An 18,106-nucleotide genomic window follows, 5' to 3' on the forward strand; every position below is an offset into this window, starting at 1 on the left:
GATGTTCACGATGACGCTGGGCGAGGCCGCCCAGGTCGCGGGCCGCCGGTTCGTCCGCGTCGCGCTGCTGCCCGGTCTGATCTTCTGCTTCCTGCTGGTCGTCGTCGCGTCGGTCGGCGGAGAGCGGCCTCCCGGCGCCCTTCTGCGCGCCTGGAAGTCCCAGCCCGTCGAGGTCAAGGCGTTCCTGGTGGCCGGCTTCGTGGCCGCCGTGCTGCTCGTCGCCGCGTTCCTGGACTCCGCTCAGAGCGCGTTGCTGAGGTACGCGGAAGGGCGCTGGGCCGGGATCGCCGACCGGTCGCTGGGCCGCCTCGGACGCCGATGCCACCGGCTGCGGCTCCTGCGGCTGGCCGACGGACCGGCGCATCACCTCTACCCGCCCCTCACACGACTGCACGAGGTGAGGCCCACCCGTCTGGGCAACATCCTCACGTCCGCGGAGCTGTACCCGCAGCTGCGCTACGGAATCGATGCCGTGCTCGTGTGGCCCCGGCTGTTCCCGCTGCTCCCGGGAGGTCTGCTCGGAGCGCTGGCGACGGCGCGGGCGGAGCTGTCCGCGCACCTGGTGCGTGCCGTCCTCTCGTGCGCCTTCGCCGTGCTCGCCTCCTGCTACGTGGCCGTCCAGGGCGGCCCGCCGACCCTGCTGTTGATCTGCCTGTGGGGCGGCGTCCTGCTGGCCTTGGCCTCCTACCGGGGCGCCCTGAACGCCGCGGTGGTCTACGGGCAGCACGTCCGGGTGGCGTTCGATCTGCACCGCAACGACCTCCTGGCAGTGCTCGGCGAGGAACGGCGCCCCGGCGGGGAGGCGGAACGGGACCACTGGAAGCGGCTCTGCCTGTTCTGGCACCGAGGCGTGCCGACGAACCATCAGATCCCGCCGGTCGAGAGCCCGCGGACGGCCGCCGACATCCCCGACGCCCGGTCGCGGCCGGGTGTCTCCCTCACGCAGGTGACCGTGGCGGCTGCTGCTGCCGCCGGACTCGCGGCGGTCCTCGTCCCGCATCTGTGACGCCGAGCCCGATTCCTTCGGATCCGGTGCGCCCCGGCCGGGATCCGGGAGCGACGGCCCAGGTCACGGGGCTCGTGCCTCACACGGATGGCCGATGACCGGTGCCATGTCCCACCAGTACGTTCACCGTGCCGATCTTGTGTCACCGCCATCGAGGAGTCACCGTGTCGCACTGTGCCCGGCTGCCCCACTTCCTCCGCGCGCTCATGAGCGCCGCCCTGCTCGCCGCCGTCACCGTCACCCCCGCGACCGCCGAACCGGCCGAGCCGGGCTCGGCGGCGGCCGGTGGGCGAGCCCCCGCGATCTTCCCGCCCGACGGGCACGTCGGCCGCCTCGTGAACGTCGGCACGGGCAAGTGCCTGGAGATCTCCGACGGTTCGCACGCGGATGGCGCCCGCGCCCAGCAGTGGGACTGCGTGGGCGTACGGCACCAGACCTGGCGGTGGGAGTTGACGGGTGTCTGGTACGACGAGTGGCAGCAGGAGCGCCACAACTACCGCCTGATCAACGTCGAGAGCGGCAAGTGCCTGGAGATCGCGGACTTCTCGCGCGCCGACGGCGCTCGCGCGCAGCAGTGGACGTGCGCCAACGTCGGCTCCCAGATCTGGGACTTCCCGTACGCCAGTCACCGGCGGACGATCATCTACAACTTCAACAGCGGCAAAGCCCTGGAGATCGCCGACGGTTCGCGTGCCAACGGTGCCCGTGCGCAGCAGTGGGGGGTTCCGTACATCGTCCCCAACCACATGACGTGGGACTTCTGACGCGTCGACGGACGGCTTCCGAGGGGCGCCGGCGCGTCCGCACGCACGATCAGGGGACGCGCCGCCGCGGGCGCGGCGAGGACTCGCCATCTGGCCACCCGTACGGGGGATGGCCAGCCATGATTACGCTCCGTAACGTCAATGGGGTTCACCGTGTTCGTCTCGGGAGGTCCCCATGCGACTGCTCGCCACCGCCTTGGCATGCGCCGCCGCGATCGGACTCGTTGCGCCCACGGTTCCCGAGCCCGCCCCGCAGGACGGCCCCCGGCCGGCAGCCGCGCAGCGGGCGCGGTCCGGCGGTGACCTCGCGTGGACGACCGTGGGTGACGCGGACGGCTTCCATGTCCTCGCCGCCCGGGAGTCCGAAGGGCACGCCTGGCGCACCGTCACCTCGCTCTCGGAACCGGGCATCGAGACCGACCGGTGGATCGGAAATGCCTGTCTGACGGCCTCCGGCCGCAGGCTCGTGGTCGTCTACGCCCCCCGGGCCTTCACCAACCGGTCCGAACTCTTCCTGCGCGGCGGGTTCTCGGCGGTCGTGGACCTGGAGACCGGCGCCGTGCGGAAGCTTCCGGTGCGCACGACTCTCGCGTACTACAACCCGGGGTGCGGCGCAGGCGAGGAGGCCGTGCTCACCCAGGCAGGCGACAGCGACCTCGGGCAGACCCGCCTGATGAGCCTGGACACCGCCTCGGGCACCCTCGGGACTCCCGTCACCGTGACCGGGCAGCTCACCTCGGCCGTGCCGACCCCGCACGGTCTGGTGGCCGCCGGCGCCTCCCGGGTCGTCCGGGTCGATCCGGACGGATCGCTGCGCACCCTGGCCCGCTCGACCGGCACACCCTTCGCGCTCCACCCCGATGCCGAGGGCGGCGTGTGGTTCATGGACCACACGCACGACCAGGTGCGCGTCCGCCGCCACCACGACGGCGGCACCCGCTCCTACGCCGTCGGCGGGACCGGTCACGTGGGTCTCTCGCCGGGCACCGGCGGCCGGGTGTTCCTGACGGGCCTTCCGGGCGACAGACGCATCCCGGAGACGACCGCCGGCCCGGGGGAGCGGTCGGGTTCACTGCCGGCGACCGCGTCCTGGCTCGCCGTCCCGGCCACGGCGACCGCCTCCTCGACCGGCGCGCTCGCCGTGGTCGACGCGGAGGACGGCGCGGGGCACCGGGGCGCCGACGGACCGCGCATCACGACCGTGACACCACGCACCGGGCGGAAGGACGCGACCGGAGTCGCCGAGGGCGGGCGCCTCGCCGCCCGCCCGGAACAGGGCCACGCCCCCTCGCCCGTCCCCGGAGCGCACCCCGTGGCCGGTCCGCGTGCCGTCGAGGACTCCCATGACCCCGTCGACCCCGACCGCACGTGCTCCGTCGCCCGCGGCGACGTCCGGACGCAGGTCTACCAGCCCACCCCGCACCAGGTGGAGTGGGCCGCCGACATGCTCGCCCAGGGGCGCCTCGACCTGGAACGGCCCGCGAACTGGAAGGGGTCGGGCCTGCCCGCGTACGCGCCGCACCGCATGTTCCCTCCCGTTCCCCTGGCGGGCGGAGGGCGCATCCCGGCCCAGATCCTGCTCGGCATCACGGCGCAGGAGTCCAACATGTGGCAGGCGTCCCGGCACACCGTGGAGGGGCTGACCGGGAATCCGCTCGTGGGGAACTACTACGGCATCCCGTTCAAGGTCGCCGGGGACGAGAACAAGTGGGATGTCACCTGGAAGGACGCCGACTGCGGTTACGGCATCACCCAGGTCACCGACGGCATGCGGCTGGCCGGCCGGACGAAGCCGGGAGAGGTCGCCCTGCCGCCCGACCAGCAGCGCGCGATCGCGGTGGACTACGTCGCGAACCTCGCCGCGGCCGCCCGGATCCTGGCCCAGAAGTGGAACGAACAGGCCGCGTACGGCATGAGGGTCCACGACGGGGACCCCGCCCGCGTGGAGAACTGGTTCATGGCGGTCTGGGCGTACAACAGCGGCTTCTACCCCAGGAAGGGACCGGGCGAGCCATGGGGGCTCGGCTGGTTGAACAATCCGGCCAACGCCCACTACTCGGTGAACCGGCCGCCGTTCCTCGACGGCCGGCCCGGTGACGCCTCGCACCCCCAGGACTGGCCCTACCCGGAGAAGGTCCTGGGCTGGGCCGCGCACTCCATCGGCAAGACCACCGGCAAGGACGGGGCGGGATTCCAGCCCGCCTGGTGGAACACCAAGGAGCAGCGCGCCGAGGTCAAGCCTCCGCGGCTGTTGTTCTGCCTGGTGGAGGCCAACGACTGCGACCAGCGTCGCACCTTCCTCCCCGACGACCCGTCCGTGATGCCCTCGAAACCCGGGGAGAAGCCGGAACCGGAAAGCCACTGCGGCCACATCAACCCCGCGACGGGCAAGTACGACCTGAAGTGCTGGTGGCATGACTCGGTGGTGTGGAAGGACGACTGCGCCGTCGAGTGCGGAAACGAGAAGCTCCGTTTCGACGCGGGAGTGCACCCCAACCCGCCCGACGTGGCCGTCCATCCGCCCAACTGCCAGGTCGAGGACCTCCCCCAGGGCGTCCTCGTCGTGGACGACGTCCCCGCCGACGTGCCCGCCGTCACGCCCGGCGCGTGCCCGCGGCGCAATGACGGCACGTTCACCTTCGACTTCGCCAAGGACGGTCAGACAGGGGACTTCCTCTCCAAGGTGGACCTCCACCAGATCGGCGGAGGCTTCGGAGGCCACTTCTGGTTCACCCACAGCCGCGCCGGGGCACTCGGCGACCGCCTGAAGGTGACCGGGCGCTGGGAACTCGGGCGCGAGCTGGACGGCTGGGCCCGCGTCATGGTCCACATGCCGAACCACGGAGCCCACACCCAGCAGGCGGCGTACACCGTCCACACCGCGGACGGCCCCAAGCGGCGCACGCTGCCCCAGCGCACGGAGGAGAACCGCTGGGTGCCGCTGGGGGCCTTCCGGTTCACGGGGCGACCCCGCGTCGACCTCACGTCGATCACCGGCGGCGCGCCCGACGGCAAGGAGGACATCGCCTTCGACGCGGTCGCCTTCCAGCCGTTGCCGGGCAAGCCACGGCACCAGGTCGTCACCCTGGGCGACTCCTTCGCGGCCGGCGAGGGCGCGTCGCCCATCGACGGATCGAAGTACTACCCCGAGTCCGACCGCATGGGACTGACCCCCTACCGCAACGCCTGCCACCGCTCGTACGCCGCCTGGGCGCGGAAGACGCGTCTGCCCGGCAGCCGGCACACCCTCGGCTACCGGACGGACGTCTGGGACCCGGAGGTCGACGCCCACCTCCTGGCCTGCAGCGGTGCCCGCACCCAGATGCTGCTGCCGACGGCACCGTCCGGGCAGGAACCCGTGCGCAACGCCTTCGGGCTGGCGGCCGAGGGGCAGTACCGCGAACCGTCACAGCTGGACAAGGGCTTCCTCGACGCGAACACCACGCTCGTCCTGCTGTCCATCGGCGGCAACGACGCCGGGTTCGCGGACATCTTCACGACCTGCTTCCTGCACGCGAACTGCCACGAGAACCTCGTCCTGGACCTGGACGGCAAGACGAGAGCGCGGATCACGGACAAGGTCGCGCCCTCCGTGAAGACGGTCCTGCAGCAGATCGCCAAGGCCGCCCCCCACGCCAAGATCGTCCTCATGGGCTACGTGAAGCTGTTCACCGCCTCCTGCGACGAGACGTCCCAGCCCGGCCAGACCGCCGCCCTCAACCCGGAGGCCGGAGAGGTCGAGTGGATGGGGAAGATCACTCTCCATCTGCGCGACGAGCTCGCCGCGGTGGTCAAGGAGCTCCGCGAGTGGCCCGACCGGCTGGACGTCCACTTCACCGATCCGATCGAACGATTCGGAGCGAGAGGCGTGTGCGGAAACCCGGAAGCGGTCAACGCGGGCATCCCCAAACCCACCCAGGGCGAGGGCGAGAAGGGCGGCTTTCCCGGCCTCAACCCCCCGATGAGCCAGCAGTCCTTCCACCCCAACGAACTCGGCACGACACTGCTCTCCGACGCTCTCACCACCGACCTTCCGCACTTCGGCTACCCGGCTGTCCGGTAGGACCCTTCCTCGGCCCTCCTCGCCCACCGACGAGGAGGGCGGTGACGCGGAGTCCGGCCAGGGCGACCAGTCCTGCTGCAGGTCCCGACAGGCCCGGATCCGTCGTCAGCCGTACATCGCCAGGCGGTGGAGCGTCGCGAGCGCGTCGCCGGTGGTGTGGGGCTGCGGTCGGCCGGCGGAGTCGAGTCCGTTCCACCTCTGCAGGTTCACCGCGCGGGCCATCCGGCGCCGGCCGTCAGGGCAAGCCGGTGGCCATCACGCAGTTCGACGCGGCCGGCTGCCGGGGCGCCGGAGGCATCGACAGGGCCTTCGCCCTCACCTTCGCTCCCTACGACTTCCCGCACCGTTCCGACGGCGCGCCGGTGCGGATACGCCCCACGTCTGGGGTGCCAGGCGGTGTCCAGCCGAATCAGGACGGGCCGCTGTCCTGGGAATCGGCGCAGCCGCACGAGTCGCGGTGCTGGAAGGTCGGCTGGATCAGCACCCGGCGCGGCGGCAGATCCGGTTGCGAGATCCGTGACAGCGAGAGCTCGAAGGCCTGCTCTCCGATCATCAGGGTGGGCTGGGCGATTGCCGTCAGCCGTGGTTCGAAGAGGTCCGACCACTCGAAGTCGTCGAAGGCGACCAGCGCGATGTCGTCGGGTACCCGGAGGCCGAGGGTGCGCAGGCCTCGCATCGTCCCGATGGTCATCTGGTTGTTGGCCACGACGAGCGCGGTGGGTGGCTTGGAGAGGTTCAGCAGCTTGGAAACCGCCTGTTGGGCCGGCGCGGCCTGGGAGCCGCCGGAGATCAGGTACTCGTCGCGCCGTGGGATGCCGCGGCGTTCCAGCCCCCGCTTGTAGCCGCGGACGCGCTCCTCCGTCGTGGCGAGCCCGGGGCGCCCGGAGATCATCGCGATGCGGGTGTGGCCGGTCTCCGCGAGGTGGTCGACGAGGCGGGCCGTGGACTCGATGTTCTCCACACCGATCTGGTCGACCTCCTCGCGGACGAAGCGGTCGATCACGGTCACGGGCACGTCGGCCTGCCGCGCGTAGCTCAGCGTCCGCGAGGCGTCGCCCGACGGGGCGAGCACGATCGCGCTGACCTTGCGGCGGAGCAGCTCGCCGACCGCGCGCAGTTCGGCGTCCCCGTCGTCGTGCGTCTCGGCCAGGAGCAGTGAGTAGCCTTCCTTGGTCGCCCGCCGGTCGAGGCCGTGGACGACGTCGGCGAAGTACGGGTTCGAGATCGCCGACATGGCCAGGCCGATGGTGCCGAACTCCTCGCGCTGCTGCCGGGAGAGTTTTTCGGGGACGTAGCCGCACGTGACCACCGCGTCGTGCACCAGGCGTGCCGTATCGGGAGCCACCGCCCGGGTTCTGTTCAGCACGTGCGAGACCGTCGAGACCGAAACGCCTGCCAGTGCCGCCACGTCGCTCATCGTGGCGGTCTGTCGTGGCCGTCTGCCTGCCATGGACAACAGATTAGCAATCTTTGCGCAAACCGGACCCTTCGGAGGAGGGTCCGGCCCCCGCACCGACACCGTGGGACCCCGGGCCGGTCGCAGGGATGGGGACGGGCGTCGACCTCTGCGGACCCGGTGCGCAAGCGGTCGGGGCCACTCACGTACAAAGCTTTGCGCAAAGTCTTTACTCGTCCTGGCGGCCGCTGTAGCGTCCCACTCAGTCGCCCAGAGAACCGTCGAGGAGGTCACCGCCATGATCACGGAAAACACCGGCCTCCGCGGCCGGACGGCCGACGGCGGCGGTTCGCGCCCCGCCCGCGGCGGTTCACGCGGAACGTGCCTCCCCGCCCCCGCCCACCCCGCGCACCACGGCTCCAGGTCAGGACACACCATGTCTGCTACGACGACCGGCCTGTTCTCGTTCACCGAGCACAGCGGCACCCCTGACGAGAACGCCCCGACCGGCGACCGGCCCGCTTCGAGGAGCTGGATGCGGGCGGAGGCACCGGTCGGCACCGGCGAGCGCGGTACGCCCGCCTCGCGTCGCGACCGCGCCGTGTGCTCGATGCGCACGTCCCCGGAGGCCGTGCCCGCCCTGCGGTCCTTCGCCAAGGTCATGGCGCGGCGGTGGGGGATCGGCGAGGACGCGGTGTACACCCTGCGGGTGACCGTCTCCGAACTGGTCACGAACGCCGTGCTGCACAGCGGTGGCGACCAGGTCGAGCTGTTCCTGGGATTCGACGGCGTCACGGCGGTCGTCCAGGTCCGGGACGGTGGTACATGGGTGCCGCCGGAGCCGGCAACGGAAGACCGCCAGGACGAGGTCCACGGTCGCGGGCTGAACATCGTGCGCGCCTACGCCAGGACCTGCACGGTCGAGTCGTCCTGGAAGGGCACCGAGGTCCGCGCCGAGATCGACGTGTCGGCGACCGGGTCGCAGCCGTTCGCCTTCGATGCGGCGCTGATCGCCGAGGCCGCCGCCTGAGGGCGGCGGAACGGCAACCGTCACCCGGTGGGCGAACCCGCCGGGTGACGAGCGTGGGGAACCGGCGCTCCGGGCGCGGCGCGACCTGCCTGCGTGCTGTCGGGATCAGCCGGCGGGCCGCGTGACGGCGGGCGCGGTCGACGCCTGCTGCGTGTCACGGCCGGAACGTTCCGGGCAGCCGCAGGACCGCCGGTGCACGAGGTGGGGCCGGAGTCGCTCGAGCCGGGGCGCGGCGTCGGGATGCGCGAGGCGGTCCGCGAGCAGCTCGACGGCGCGCGCGCCCAGCGTCTCGGCGGGCTGGGCGAACGCGGTCAGCGGCGGGTCGAACAGGTCCGCGCCCGGCAGGTCGTCGTACGAGGCCAGCGCCATGTCGCGGGGGACGGACAGTCCGGCTGCCCGGAGGGACTGCATCGCGCCGATCACCATGGCGTTGTTGCCGACGATCAGGGCCGTCGGCGCGGCTCCGGCGGCGAGCAGGGCCGTCAGGGCGGCACGGCCTCCGGAGATGTCCGAGCCCCCTTCGGCCACGAGCGACGGGGAGTAGCCCAGTCCGTGACGGGCCAGGCCCCGGCGGTACCCGGCGAGGCGTTCTCGGCTGGTGCCGAGCCCGGCCCTTCCGCTGACGAAGGCGATCCTCCGATGGCCGAGGGCGGCGAAATGCCCGACGAGGGAGGCGGTCGCCTCCTCGTTCTCCGGGCCGATCTGGTCGAAGCGGTCGTCGACGAGGCGGTCCACCAGCACGGTCGGCGTCCCCGATTCCCTGAGGTCGTCCAGGGTCCGTCCGGGGTCGGCGGAGGCGGCCAGGATGATGCCGTCGACCCGCCGCCGGCGCAGGCTGCGGACCACCTCGAACTCGCGCTCGGGTTCGTCGTGGGAGTCGGCCAGGAGCAGGGTGAGCCCGGCGTCGGACGCCGCCTGGTCGACGCCTGCGAGCAGGCCCGCGAAGAAGGGGTTGGTGATCGCCGAGACGACGATGCCGATGGAGCTGGTGCTGGACATGGCGAGGGCGCGGGCGAGCGAGTTCGGGGTGTAGCCGGTCCGGGCGATCGCCTCCTCGACCTTGCGGCGGGTCTCCTCGCGCACCGGTCGCGTGCCGTTGACCACGTAGGACACCGTCGCGATGGACACGCCGGCGGCGCGCGCAACCTCGGTCATGGTCGTCACGGATCCACCTTCGTCCTCGCGGGCAGTCGGCTGTCACCGCGATGTTAATCGCTGAGAGCGGCGGCGGACAGTCTCTTGCTAAGCGCTTAACCGTCCCCTAATGTGACCGCCACCCGGTCGATCTAAGCGCTTAACAACTCGTCGAACCGGCCCACGGTCCGGCCCTCCGGACCGCACGGTCCCCCCCCTTCTTCCCCCTTCCCTCCCGTCCCGCCGTGTCCGAACCCGACCCCCCTCAGGAGCCGCGATGGAAACCGCCCCCACCCACAGACGTGCGCCAAACGGCGCCGGCCCTGACGTCGGTCCCGGCACCGTCGCGGCGGAACTCGTCGACGTGGCGAAGGTCTTCGGGGCGACCACGGTCCTCGACGGGGTCACCCTGAGCCTGCGCCGTGGCGAGGTGCTCGGCCTGCTCGGCGAGAACGGCGCGGGCAAGAGCACCTGCGTCAAGATCCTGGCCGGCATCCACCAGCCGAACCGGGGCGCCGTACGCATGGGCGGCCGCGAGCTGACGCTCCACACCCCCGCCGACGCCCGCCGCCACGGGATCGCCGTCGTGCACCAGCACCCGGGTCTGTTCGGGGATCTCTCGATCGCGGAGAACATCTTCGCCGGCCGGCTGCCCCGGACCCGCGCGGGCGCGGTCGACTTCGCACGGATGCGGAGCGAGGCCGCCCACTGGCTCTCCATGCTCGGACTGGACCGCGAGCCGACCCTGCCGGTCTCGGCGCTCTCCACCTCGGAACAGCAGATGGTGGAGATCGCCCGGGCGCTCGCGGGTGACGCCGACGTCCTGATCCTGGACGAGCCGACGGCCGCACTGTCCGCCGGTGAGGTGGCCACCCTGGAGAAGGTCATCGGACGGCTCCGGGAACGGGGTGTGGCGATGATGTTCGTGGGCCACCGGATGGAGGAGATCTTCCGGATCTGCGACCGGCTCGCGATCCTGCGCGACGGCCGGCTCCTGCAGACCGTACGGAGCTCCGAGATCACCCAGCGGGACGCGGTCGCCCTCATGGTCGGCCGCGAGCTCACCGACCTCTATCCCGAGCGCGAGGTGAACCCGGGGGAACCCGTCCTCGAGGTCTCCGGGCTCTCCAGGCAGGGCGACTTCGACGGGATCGACTTCGCCGTCCGGGCGGGGGAGATCGTCGGCTTCGCGGGCCTCGTGGGCAGTGGCCGCACGGAGTTGGCGCGGGTGCTCTTCGGGGTGCACCGCCAGGACGCAGGCGTCATGCGCCTGGACGGCGAGCCGGTCGCCCTGCGATCCGTCGCCGACGCCCTCGCGCGCGGCATCGCCTACGTGTCGGAGGACCGACGCGGCCAGAGCGTGATCGAGGACTTCTCCGTACTGGAGAACGCCACCCTGCCCGTCATCGACAAGGCCTCCCGCTTCGGCCTGGTGCTCCGGCGGGCCCAAATGGCTCTGGTGTCGGGCCCCTTGGCCAGAATGAAGCTGCGCAGCACCGGTTTCGACCAGCCCGTCGGAGCCCTGTCGGGCGGCAACCAGCAGAAGGTCGTGCTCGCCAAGTGGCTGGCCGTGCAACCGCGTCTGCTGATCCTGGACGAGCCGACCCAGGGCATCGACGTCGGAGCCAAGGCCGAGGTCCACCGCATCATCAACTCCCTGGCCGAGAAGGGGATGGCGATCATCCTCATCTCCTCCGACCTGCCCGAGCTGCTCGGGATGTCCGACCGGGTCCTCGTCATGCGGCACGGTCGCGTGGCCGCGGAATTCGACCGGGAGGAGGCGACGCCGTACGCCGTGGGGCTGGCGGCCACCGGTGTCGGCGAGGACAGCGCGCCGGAACACGAGGATTCCGCCGCCGCGGACACGGCACGACCGGAGAAGCCGTCCGCGTGGGCCCGGATCCGGTCCCGCCGGGAGACCGGGCTGCTCGCCGCGCTCCTCGTACTGACGCTGCCCCTGAGCCTGCTCAATCCGCAGTTCCTGTCGCTGGGCAACCTGACCGACCTCACCGTCAGCGCGGCGCTCCTCGGCACCGTGGCGCTCGGTCAGCTGCTGGTCATGCTGACCCGCAACATCGACCTGTCGGTCTCGTCGGTCATCGGACTGACCGCGTTCGCCTCCGCCTTGCTGATCAAAGAGCATCCGGACCTGCCGATCGTGGTGCCCGTCCTCGTGGCCTGCGCCGTCGGACTCGTCTGCGGCGCGTTCAACGGCCTGATCGTGTCGTACGGACGAGTGCCCTCCATCGTGGCCACGCTCGGCACCCTCGCCCTGTTCCGGGGAATCGACGCGATGATGTCCGCGGGCACGCAGGTCGCCGCGGGCGAGGTGCCCGCGGCCTGGCTGGAGTGGACGGCGGCCAAGCCGCTCGGTGTGCCCGTGCTGATCTGGGTCAGTCTGGTGTTCTTCGTCGGCGCCGGCTTCGCGCTCGGGCGCACCAGGCGGGGGCGCGAGCTGTACGCGTCGGGCTCGAATCCGGACGGTGCCCGGCAGATCGGCATCCCCGTGGACCGGCACGTGCTCGGCGCGTTCGCCGTGTCGGGTCTGCTGGCCGGCCTGGTCGGGGCGCTCTGGGCCTCGCACTACGGCACGGTCGACGGCCAGGCGGCCTACGGGCTCGAACTGACCGTCATCGCCTCGGTGGTGGTGGGCGGCGTCGCGCTGCGCGGCGGTTCCGGAACCGTGCAGCAGGTCGCCCTCGGCACCTTCACGCTGCTGGTGATCGAGAACGTCCTCACGCTCGTCCGGGTCGACTCCCGCTATCTCCAGGCCGTGTTCGGCGCCGTCATCCTCGTCGCCGTCTCGCTCGACGCGGCACTCGCCCGCCGCCGCTCGCACCGGAGGACCGCCTGATGGCGAACACCCTGCGGTCCCGCCTTGCCAGCTGGGACTACATCCTCGCGGCCCTCGTGGTCGTCCTGCTCGTGACCGCCTCACTCGTCCAGCCGGGATTCTCCGGCGGCTTCAACTTCGCCAACTCCGTGTCGCAGATGTCGGACAAGGCCCTGCTCGTGCTGCCGCTCGCCCTGCTGATCATCGCCAGGGAGATCGACATCTCCGTGGCCAGCATCGCCGGACTCAGCGGCGTCGTCCTGGGCATGGCCCTCCAGGCGGGCCTCCCGCTCGCCCTCGCGATCACCCTGGCGATGCTCGCCGGAACGCTGTGCGGGGCGCTCAACGCCCTCCTCGTCACCGTCGTCGGACTGCCCTCGCTCGTGGTCACGCTGGGCACGCTGGCGCTGTTCCGCGGCCTGTGTTACGTCCTGCTCGGCGGCGCGCCCATCACCGACGTCCCCCCGTCGCTCATCACCTTCGGCAACGAGACCCTCCCCGGCACCTATCTGCCCTGGGACATCGTGCCGTTCCTGGTGCTCGCACCGCTGTTCGCGCTCTACCTGCACCGCACCGCGACGGGACGCCGCACATACGCCATCGGCGGCGGACCGGAGATCGCCGTGTACTCCGGGGTGCGCGTGAACCGCATCCGCTTCGGTCTGTTCGTCGTCTCGGGCCTCGTTGCCGCGCTTGCCGGCGTCATCACCGTCGCCCGCACAAGCCAGGCCGCACCGGACGGGGCGCTCGGGTTCGAACTCGACGCGATCACCGTCGTGTTCCTCGGCGGGGTGAGCGTGCTCGGCGGGAAGGGCCGCATGCCCGGCGTCTGCTGGGCGCTGGTCCTCGTGGTCGCCCTGCGCAGCATGCTCCAGCTCGCCAACGTCAGCGGCTACGCCCAGGGGGCGGCGGTCGGACTGCTGCTCATCCTCTCCCTGCTGATCACCAACACGACCCACCGGATCCATGCCGCTCTGACCAGCCGCCGACTGCGGAAGGTCCCGGTACCTCGACCGGCGGGCCCGTAGCGCAACCCCGGGCCGGCCTCTCCCACGGGCCGCCCTCCACCGTCCCTCCCGAACCTCCCCAAGTCCCCCGTGGAACCTGTGCCACCCCCTGAACGGAGAACCGCTATGAAGTGTCGGAGACTGATCGCGCTCGCAGTGACCATGGCGATGGGCGCCGCGGTGAGCGGCTGCGCCGCCGACGCCGGCACCACGAAGGCCAAGGCCGCGTGCGCGACCGGACCCGTGACGGTCGGCTATCTGCCCAAGCTGGGCACGGACCCGTACATGACGACCATCCGTGACGGCGCGAACGACGCCGCCAACCTGATCGGCGGGGAGGTCTTCTACACCGCGCCCAGCGAGGCCACCGGCGCCGCCCAGATCGCGTACGTCAACCAGCTGATCGCGCAGAAGGTCGGCGCGATCGTGATCTCCGGCAGTGACCTCAACGGCGCCGCGGCGGCGCTGAAGAAGGCTCGACAGGCGGGAATCACGGTGATCTCCGTCGACTCCGACGTCGCCTCCGATGCGCGGTCCCTGTTCATCAACCAGGCCAAGAGTGACGAGCTCGGCTCCAAGATGCTCGACAGCATGGCCGAACTCATCGGCGGCAAGGGCGAGTTCGCGGTGCTCTCGTCCACGGAGACGGCCGTCAACCAGAACGCCTGGATCAAGGACATGAAGGCCAGGCTGGCGTCCGACCCGAAGCTGAAGGACATGAAGCTCGTCACGGTCGCCTACGGCCAGGAGAAGGCCGACGTCAACGCCCAGAAGGCGAAGTCGCTCGTGCAGGCCTACCCCAACCTGAAGGGCATCATCGTACCGGCCGGCATCGGACTGCCCGCCGCCGCGGAGGCGCTGTCCCAGACCGGTGACCTGGGCAGGGTGAAGCTGACCGGCCTGGCCCCCGCCACCTTCATCAAGAAGTACGTCCACAGCGGCGACGTCCAGGACATCTGGTGGAACGTGCGGGACCTCGGCCGCCTGTCGTACTACGCGGCTCAGGCGCTCGCGCAGTGCAAGCTGGACGCCAAGCCCGGGCAGAAGTTCTCGGCCGGTGATCTCGGCACCTTCACCGTCGGCGCCAACGGCGAGGTCATCCTCGGACCGGCCGTCGTGGTGACGCCGGAGAACGTGGAGGACTTCGCGTTCTGACCGGCCCGAGCGGCCGACGACGTCCCCCATCTCCGCGCCACGAGGTGGGGGACACCGCCGCGGGGACACGCGTACGGAGAACCCGGACGTAGCCCTTCACCCCTTCGCGCAATGCTTTGCGCAATCGCTGTACGGCGTTTCCGGCAAGGAGTATTGTCGCTTTTGCCTCGCCCCAAATCCGGCTGAAACGGGAGGTATTCCATGTGCCTGAACAAGGTGCGGGTCCGATCCACCGCGCTCGTCCTCGCGGCGACCTGTCTGGCGATGACCGCCGCCTGTACGTCGGAGAAGAGCGGAAGCGGCGCGACGTCCGGCGACGAGATCGCGATCGGGCTGGTGACGAAGACCAACAGCAACCCCTACTTCGTCGCCCTCCGCGAGTCGGCACAGTCCGAGTCCGAGCGGCGGGGCGTGAAACTGATCGCCCTCGCGGGCAAGTTCGACGGCGACAACCAGGGCCAGGTCGACGCCGTCAACAACCTCGTCGCCCAGAACGTCAAGGGCATCCTGATCACCCCGAGCAGCTCCCAGGGAGTGCTGGGCGCCATCGCCGCGGCGCGCGCCAAGGGCATCCTCGTGATCGCCCTCGACACCGCCACGGACCCCGCCGACGCCGTCGACGCCACGTTCGCCACGGACAACAAGGCCGCAGGCGTCGCCCAGGGCACCTACGTCCGGGCCGCGCTCGACTCACGGACCCCGAACGTCCTGCTCCTGGACGGAACCCCTGGATCCACCGTGGACGACCAGCGGCACCGGGGATTCCTCGAAGGCTTCGGCCTCACGGAGGAGTCGCCCGAGATCAAGGGCGCCGCCGTCACCAACGGCGACCAGACCAAGGCCCAGACGGCGATGGAGAACCTCCTGCAGCGCGACCCGGGCGTCAACGCCGTCTACACGATCAACGAGCCCGCCGCCGCCGGCGCCGCCAAGGCCCTGGCCGCAAGGCCGGACGGCGAGGACGTCGTCGTCGGATCCATCGACGGTTCGTGCACCGGCGTACGCAACGTCAAGGACGGCAGGTTCACCGCCACGGTCATGCAGTTCCCCGAGAAGATGGCGCAGCTGGGAGTCGCCGCCGTCGTGGAGCACGCGGAGAACGGCGTCAAGCCGTCCGGCTTCACCGACACCGGCTCGCAGCTCATCACCGACAAGCCCGTGCCCGGCGTGCCCAGCAAGGACACCGCCTGGGGTCTGCGAAACTGCTGGGGATAGCCATGATCACCACTTCCGCACGGGAACAGCACGCCTCCCCCCGCGGCCGGGCGCTGCTCACATGGTTCGCCGGCAGCACCACCGCGGGCCCGCTGGTCGCGCTGCTGGTCGCGATCGCCGTCTTCGCCCTGACCACCGACACCTTCTTCACCGTCGACAACGGGTCCCTCATCGTGCAGCAGGTGCTCGTCACGGGCACCCTGGCCATCGGGCAGACCCTGGTGATCCTCACGGCGGGCATCGACCTCGCCAACGCCGCCATCATGGTGCTGGGCACCCTGGTGATCGCCAGGCTGGCCGGCGAAGGGGGAGTGCCGGCCCTGGCCGCGCTGGCCGTCGGCATCGTGCTGTGCACGGCGCTGGGCGGAGTGTCAGGGGTCCTCGTGACCCGGCTGAAGCTGCCGCCGTTCATCGTCACCCTCGGCATGCTCAGCGTGCTCACGGCGACGTCGCAGCTGTACGCGAGCGGCCAGAGCTTCCCCGTCACGTCGCCGCTGCTGACCTGGCTGGGGGAGCGCCGCTACCTCTTCGGGCAGATCGAGCTCACCGTCGGCATGGGAGTGATGGTCCTGCTGACCGCCGGTATCTGGTTCGCGCTCACCCAGACGTCCTGGGGACGCAACGTCTACGCGGTCGGCGACGACGAGGAGGCCACACGCCTCAGCGGCGTCAACACCAAGCGCGTGATCCTCAGCGTGTACCTGCTCGCCGGCTTCGTGTACGCCATCGCCGCCTGGCAGGCGCTGGGACGCATCCCCAACGCCGACCCCAACGCCTTCCAGCTCGGCAACCTCGAGAGCATCACGGCCGTCGTCATCGGCGGCACCAGCCTGTTCGGCGGGCGGGGCAGCATCCCCGGCACCATCCTCGGCGCCCTGGTGGTCACCGTTCTCGCCAACGGACTCACCCAGGCGGGCATCGACAGCCTTTACCAGCAGGTGGCCACCGGAATCCTCGTCATCGTGGCCGTCGCCGTGGACCGGCTGGTCCGGGGCCGTGCGACATGACAAGGCCGCTCCGCACCCGCGGGGCGGCCTCCGGCCGACCACCTTTCCTTTTCCGCATTCGTTACTCGGGAGTCTCAATGATGAAGTCAAGCCGCTTGCGCGACCGGCAGCTCGGGGGTGAAGACCTGGTTGTCGCGCAGGAGGGCCCACAGGACGCTGGCTCGTCGGCGGGCCAGGGCGATCACGGCCTGAACGTGCTTGCAGCCCTCGCCGCGCTTCTTGAGGTAGAAGTCTCGGTTCGGTCCCTCGCGGATGATGCTGGTCTGCGCGGACATGTAGAAGACCCTGCGCAGGCGGCGGCTGTAGCGCTTGGGCCGGTGGAGGTTGCCGGTTCGGCGGCCCGAGTCGCGTGGGACTGGCACCAGCCCGGCCGCGGAGGCGAGATGGCCGGCATCCGCGTAGGCCGCAAGGTCACCTGCAGCGACGATGAACTCGGCGCCGAGTATGGGGCCCATGCCGGGCAGGGACTCGATGATCTCGGCTTGCGGGTGGCTGCGGAACGTGTCGCGGATCTGCTTGTCGATCCGCTTGAGCCGGTCGTCCAGGTCCAGGATCTGCGTGGCCAGGTCGGCCACGATCTGGGCGGCGACGTCCTCACCCGGCAGGGCGGTCTGCTGGGCCTGGGCGGCTTCGAGTGCGGTTGCCGCGACGGCGTCGGCGCCGCGCACACTGCGGTTGGCGAGCCAGGCCGTGAGCCGCGCCCGGCCACGTCGGCGGATGGCGGCTGGGGTCTGGTAGCCGGTCAGCAGTACCAGCGCACCTTTGTGGGCGGAGTAGTCGAAGGCCCGTTCCAGGGCGGGGAAGACACCGGTCAGCACGTCGCGGAGTCGGTTGATCATTCGCACCCTGTCGGCCACCAGGTCGGTTCGGTGGGCGGTCAGCAGGGCAAGGTCCGCGGCGAGTTGGGCGGGCACTTCGATGGTGGCGAAGTCCCGGCGGTGGCGGGCGGTTTCCGCGATGACGTAGGCGTCGCGGGCGTCGGTTTCGGCCTCGCCCCGGTAGGCGCCGGACATGCGGTTGACCGTGCGGCCGGGCACGTAGACGGCCTGCTGGCCATGGGCCGCGAGCAGGGCAAGCAACAGCGCGGAGGACGTACCGGAGATGTCCACCGCCCACTGGACTTCGTCGGCCAGCTCCAGGATTTCGCCGAGTGCGGTCAGGATCTCCGACTCGTCGTTGCCGATCTTCTTCGACCACAGAGTCGCGCCGGTTTCGTCGACCACCGCCGCCCAGTGATGGCCCTTACCGGCGTCGATGCCGACCCAGACCCGGGCCCGTCGCTCGTTCACTCGCCCCTCCTCGTTCCGCACGGCGTGCCGTCGGCCCAAGGAACACCCCGCTGTCATCTCCGTAATCAGCGACCGCACAAGGCGCGCACATCTCAATCAGCAGTCAGGGCGCCCCGGAGAACCGGGCGGCCACTCCTGAGAAGCCACTGAAGGCAAGAACCCATAAGCCACACCCGGCCCTCCCGGGCCACCAAACAACTTACGGAG

11 protein-coding genes and 2 pseudogenes are annotated in these 18,106 nt (G+C 70.9%); 10 read left to right on the top strand and 3 right to left on the bottom strand.

Going from position 1 to position 18,106, the window contains the following annotated elements:
- Nucleotide 1: 1 nt before the first annotated feature.
- The 3 genes from ESG85_RS17380 (at nucleotide 2) to ESG85_RS17390 (ending at nucleotide 5,833) form a co-directional block, all read left to right on the top strand.
- Nucleotides 2–1,006 (top strand): hypothetical protein, encoded by a 1,005-nt coding sequence (locus ESG85_RS17380; protein WP_128980336.1) that lies wholly within the window; start codon nucleotides 2–4, stop codon nucleotides 1,004–1,006.
- 164 nt (nucleotides 1,007–1,170) lie between these two features.
- Nucleotides 1,171–1,770, top strand: a complete 600-nt coding sequence (locus ESG85_RS17385) for an RICIN domain-containing protein (RefSeq protein WP_246095104.1) — start codon at nucleotides 1,171–1,173, stop codon at nucleotides 1,768–1,770.
- Nucleotides 1,771–1,945: 175 nt separating this feature from the next.
- Nucleotides 1,946–5,833, top strand: a complete 3,888-nt coding sequence (locus ESG85_RS17390) for an SGNH/GDSL hydrolase family protein (RefSeq protein WP_128980338.1) — start codon at nucleotides 1,946–1,948, stop codon at nucleotides 5,831–5,833.
- A gap of 409 nt (nucleotides 5,834–6,242) precedes the next feature.
- Here ESG85_RS17390 and ESG85_RS17400 read toward each other — a convergent pair whose 3' ends face one another.
- A complete protein-coding gene (locus ESG85_RS17400; protein ID WP_281288055.1) occupies nucleotides 6,243–7,283 on the bottom strand; it encodes a LacI family DNA-binding transcriptional regulator in 1,041 nt (346 codons plus the stop codon).
- Between the two features lie 382 nt (nucleotides 7,284–7,665).
- On the opposite strand from ESG85_RS17400, the gene ESG85_RS17405 reads away from it, so the two are divergent.
- Nucleotides 7,666–8,259, top strand: coding sequence for an ATP-binding protein (locus ESG85_RS17405; protein ID WP_164986258.1), 594 nt, complete (start codon nucleotides 7,666–7,668; stop codon nucleotides 8,257–8,259).
- Nucleotides 8,260–8,364: 105 nt separating this feature from the next.
- On the opposite strand, the gene ESG85_RS17410 is transcribed toward ESG85_RS17405, so the two are convergent.
- Nucleotides 8,365–9,414, bottom strand: a complete 1,050-nt coding sequence (locus ESG85_RS17410) for a LacI family DNA-binding transcriptional regulator (protein ID WP_246095108.1) — start codon at nucleotides 9,412–9,414, stop codon at nucleotides 8,365–8,367.
- 256 nt (nucleotides 9,415–9,670) lie between these two features.
- Between ESG85_RS17410 and ESG85_RS36955 the strand changes: the two are divergent.
- The 6 genes and pseudogenes from ESG85_RS36955 to ESG85_RS17435 all read left to right on the top strand — a co-directional run.
- A pseudogene (locus ESG85_RS36955) lies at nucleotides 9,671–11,209 on the top strand (sugar ABC transporter ATP-binding protein); the annotation flags it as partial.
- 192 nt (nucleotides 11,210–11,401) lie between these two features.
- Nucleotides 11,402–12,247 (top strand): annotated as a pseudogene (locus tag ESG85_RS36960) (ABC transporter permease); the annotation flags it as partial.
- Nucleotides 12,247–13,254 (top strand): ABC transporter permease, encoded by a 1,008-nt coding sequence (locus ESG85_RS17420; protein ID WP_128980344.1) that lies wholly within the window; start codon nucleotides 12,247–12,249, stop codon nucleotides 13,252–13,254. The pseudogene ESG85_RS36960 and the gene ESG85_RS17420, both read left to right, overlap by 1 nt.
- 105 nt (nucleotides 13,255–13,359) lie before the next feature.
- The gene (locus ESG85_RS17425; protein ID WP_219825198.1) at nucleotides 13,360–14,388 is read left to right on the top strand and encodes a rhamnose ABC transporter substrate-binding protein; all 1,029 of its coding nucleotides are present in this window, start codon (nucleotides 13,360–13,362) and stop codon (nucleotides 14,386–14,388) included.
- A 201-nt stretch (nucleotides 14,389–14,589) separates the two neighbouring features.
- Nucleotides 14,590–15,603: a substrate-binding domain-containing protein gene (locus ESG85_RS17430; protein WP_181019056.1), complete on the top strand. Its 1,014-nt coding sequence runs from the start codon at nucleotides 14,590–14,592 to the stop codon at nucleotides 15,601–15,603.
- 2 nt (nucleotides 15,604–15,605) lie between these two features.
- Nucleotides 15,606–16,610 (top strand): ABC transporter permease, encoded by a 1,005-nt coding sequence (locus ESG85_RS17435; RefSeq protein ID WP_128980346.1) that lies wholly within the window; start codon nucleotides 15,606–15,608, stop codon nucleotides 16,608–16,610.
- 86 nt (nucleotides 16,611–16,696) lie between these two features.
- Here ESG85_RS17435 and ESG85_RS17440 read toward each other — a convergent pair whose 3' ends face one another.
- Nucleotides 16,697–17,899, bottom strand: coding sequence for an IS110 family RNA-guided transposase (locus tag ESG85_RS17440; protein WP_128980348.1), 1,203 nt, complete (start codon nucleotides 17,897–17,899; stop codon nucleotides 16,697–16,699).
- Nucleotides 17,900–18,106 lie beyond the last annotated feature (207 nt).

It is taken from the genome of Streptomyces roseicoloratus (assembly GCF_004117935.1).
GTDB classification, from domain to species: domain Bacteria; phylum Actinomycetota; class Actinomycetes; order Streptomycetales; family Streptomycetaceae; genus Streptomyces; species Streptomyces roseicoloratus.